General features: G+C 69.8%; 6 protein-coding genes. All 6 read left to right on the forward strand.

What is annotated here, in order from left to right; translation table 11 throughout:
- On the forward strand, positions 1–312 hold a 312-nt coding region (locus tag ACWDCZ_RS40350; RefSeq protein WP_449818589.1), incomplete at its 5' end, for a hypothetical protein.
- Positions 313–332: 20 nt separating this feature from the next.
- On the forward strand, positions 333–533 hold the full coding sequence (locus ACWDCZ_RS40355; RefSeq protein ID WP_449818590.1) for a hypothetical protein: 201 nt from the start codon (positions 333–335) through the stop codon (positions 531–533).
- Positions 534–680: 147 nt separating this feature from the next.
- Entirely contained in the window at positions 681–1,019 is a 339-nt protein-coding gene (locus ACWDCZ_RS40360) for a histone-like nucleoid-structuring protein Lsr2 (protein ID WP_449818591.1), read from the forward strand.
- A 162-nt stretch (positions 1,020–1,181) separates the two neighbouring features.
- Positions 1,182–1,802 (forward strand): PIG-L deacetylase family protein, encoded by a 621-nt coding sequence (locus tag ACWDCZ_RS40365; RefSeq protein WP_449818592.1) that lies wholly within the window; start codon positions 1,182–1,184, stop codon positions 1,800–1,802.
- 137 nt (positions 1,803–1,939) lie between these two features.
- Positions 1,940–2,143, forward strand: a complete 204-nt coding sequence (locus ACWDCZ_RS40370) for a hypothetical protein (RefSeq protein WP_449818593.1) — start codon at positions 1,940–1,942, stop codon at positions 2,141–2,143.
- A gap of 48 nt (positions 2,144–2,191) precedes the next feature.
- A partial coding sequence (locus tag ACWDCZ_RS40375; protein WP_449818594.1) for a BRCT domain-containing protein occupies positions 2,192–2,495 on the forward strand: 304 nt, incomplete at its 3' end.

Below are 2,495 nucleotides of genomic sequence, written 5' to 3' on the forward strand. Positions count from 1 at the left end.
TGGACGAAGTTCACCTGGCACTCGATCAGCACCCTGATCATGGGGCTCATCGCCTCCGCCTACATCCTCGGCTGGGGCACCAAGCAGGTGGCCGCCATCGCGCGGTTCGGCGTCAGCCACGCGCCGCTGTTCTGGGCGATGATCGGCTTCTGGATCCTCTACCCGGCGCTTAGGGTCCGCAAGCTCGGCCCCAAGGCCATGATCGTCGAGGCCCTGCTGATACCGGAACTCGTCTTCACGGTGGTCCGCACCTACTGGCTCGTCTCCTCCGTCATCAAGTCGTACATGACACGCGTCTCCACGTGGAAATAACCGAAAGACCACAGCACCGCATGAACGTCTTCAAAGGCCTGGGCGTCGTCGTCCTCCTCGCCGCCCTCACCGTCGCCATGACCCGGGTTCCGAACCCCGACCTCGTCCTGCTCGTCGTCAGCGCCGTCGTCATCACCGTCTCCGTGGCCACCTTCGTCGCCTCCCTGCGCCGCAGCCGCCGCGACCGCCGCCTCGCCGACGCAGGACGCCGCCGCGCCTGACCGGAACGGCCCCGTCCCCCGCCTGCGCGAGACTCCCCCGCCGAGGACCGAGACCCGGTGGACACGAATAATCAATTAGGAAACAAATACCCGCACCCCATACCATGCGCCGACGAAGCATCCGCCTCGGACCAGAAAGGCCACGCCATGGCCCAACGTATTCACATCGTTCTCGAGGACGATCTCGTCGGCGGACCCGCCCACACGACCATCCGATTCGCACTGGACGGCCAGCGGTACGAAATCGACCTGAACGAGAGCAACGCCGAACAGCTGCGCCGCTCCCTGGCCCCCTATACGAGTCACGGACGCGAGGTCCGGGGCCGGATCCCCAGCTCCGGCCCCGTACGCCCGGCCCGTACGCCTATGCCGCCCGACCACAGCCGGCGGATCCGCAACTGGGCACGGGAGAACGGACACGAGGTCAGCGATCGCGGACGCCTGTCCCGGCAGATCGTCGCCGCGTACGAGCAGCGCCCGGTCTGACGAGCCGGTCAGGACCGGTCCGGGGGCCCGCGGAGATGCCGGAGCTCCCGGGCGTAACCGTCTTGCGGGCAACCACTCGGCGATCCCGCTGACCCGCCCGGCCCAGGTGCCGGTAGCGCGCGGCAGGACCGGTGCAACCGGAACCGGTCGATCGTGGCGGCAATGCGCGCGGCACTACGGGCAGTTGGCCGAAGGTCTCAACTGCTCCACCACGCCATCGTCGGCGACCGAGTCCGCGTCCACGGCCTGAGCGACGGACGCCCCGGGATGGACGACGGTGTACGCCGCGCCGCGTGCCTGGCCGCCGCGAAGATCCTCGGCATCGGCCGGTACACGTTCTCCACGATCCCCGACACGCGCTCCACCGACTGCCGCGGCGCCGTCAACGCCACCCTGTTCGACACCTTCGGCCTCGAGTGGCCCGACGCCGTCTACACCCAGTGCCCCGACGACCAACACCTCGACCACGCTGTCACCGGTGAGGAGGTCACCGCCGTCGCGATGCGTGAGGCTGCCGACCTGCTCTACTTCCGCTCCCCCTGCAGCCGGAACTTCGAACCCAACCGCTTCTTCGTCGGGACACCCGAACTCCTGACAGCCAAGCGGGACGCGCTGGCCTGCTTCGCCTCCCAGCAGCAGCTCGACATGGAGGTCTTCGGCAGCCTGACCGCCCTGGCCTACCGCCAGCACGTGCACCACCGCGTCGTTGAGCGCTTCCCCGACGGTGCCCACGGTGCCGAGATGTTCCGCACCGCCCGCCGGATCGTCCACACCCGGCCGTAGAAGCGGCACCGCCGCACCCCCACTGAGCACTCTCGTGTACCGCGGCGCGGCCTGGGTACTCGATGCCAAGGCCCTGGCCGACGTGGCGCAGCTGGGACGGGCGCCAGGCTCTGCTCGCCGTCCAGTACGCCGTGGAGATGTTTCGTCGGATCGCCGCGTTCTTGGGGTCGATGGCGGAGATCCGTGCCGTCAACGCCGGGGCCCTACCCGGCGTCGACGGCGCCGGTGCCGAGAAGGGCCGCGTCGTCGCCGTCGAACTCGCTGGCCTCGCCATGCTGCTGGGCCTCTTTGCCACCTTTGGTGTCGGCACCTCCGTCAGCGGCCCCGAGGCCGCGGCCTGAAGCGGCGTCGAGAACGCGGCGGCCGACGGTGGTGGGTCCGCGGGGGAGGTGGTGGTCGTCACGGGCAGCGTGACCGGTGTGCTGGCCGAGCTGTCCCGCAACGAGTTGGACGAGCTGATCGAACGCGTGGGCGGCAAGGCCTCCTCCTCGGTCTCCGAGTGCGCCACCCTCCTGGTTGTCGGGGAGACGGCCGGCTCCAAGCGCGCCAAGGCCGAGGATCTCGGCGTCCCCGTCCGTACCCCGGGCGCGTTGCCGACCGCCCCACCGCCTGCCTGCCGTAGACCGGCACGGCCGTCGTGTGCACCGGCTCCGTCGGGGCCGGTGGCGTCCGCCATGGTCTCGTGGACCGAGC

The sequence above is a fragment of the Kitasatospora sp. NPDC001225 genome (assembly GCF_053597855.1).

Coding starts and splice junctions, on each gene's coding strand:
- ACWDCZ_RS40370 (WP_449818593.1), top strand. CDS start 1,940: ATGTTTCGTCGGATCGCCGCGTTCTTGGGGTCGATGGCGGAGATCCGT.
- ACWDCZ_RS40365 (WP_449818592.1), top strand. CDS start 1,182: ATGCGCGCGGCACTACGGGCAGTTGGCCGAAGGTCTCAACTGCTCCAC.
- ACWDCZ_RS40360 (WP_449818591.1), top strand. CDS start 681: ATGGCCCAACGTATTCACATCGTTCTCGAGGACGATCTCGTCGGCGGA.
- ACWDCZ_RS40355 (WP_449818590.1), top strand. CDS start 333: ATGAACGTCTTCAAAGGCCTGGGCGTCGTCGTCCTCCTCGCCGCCCTC.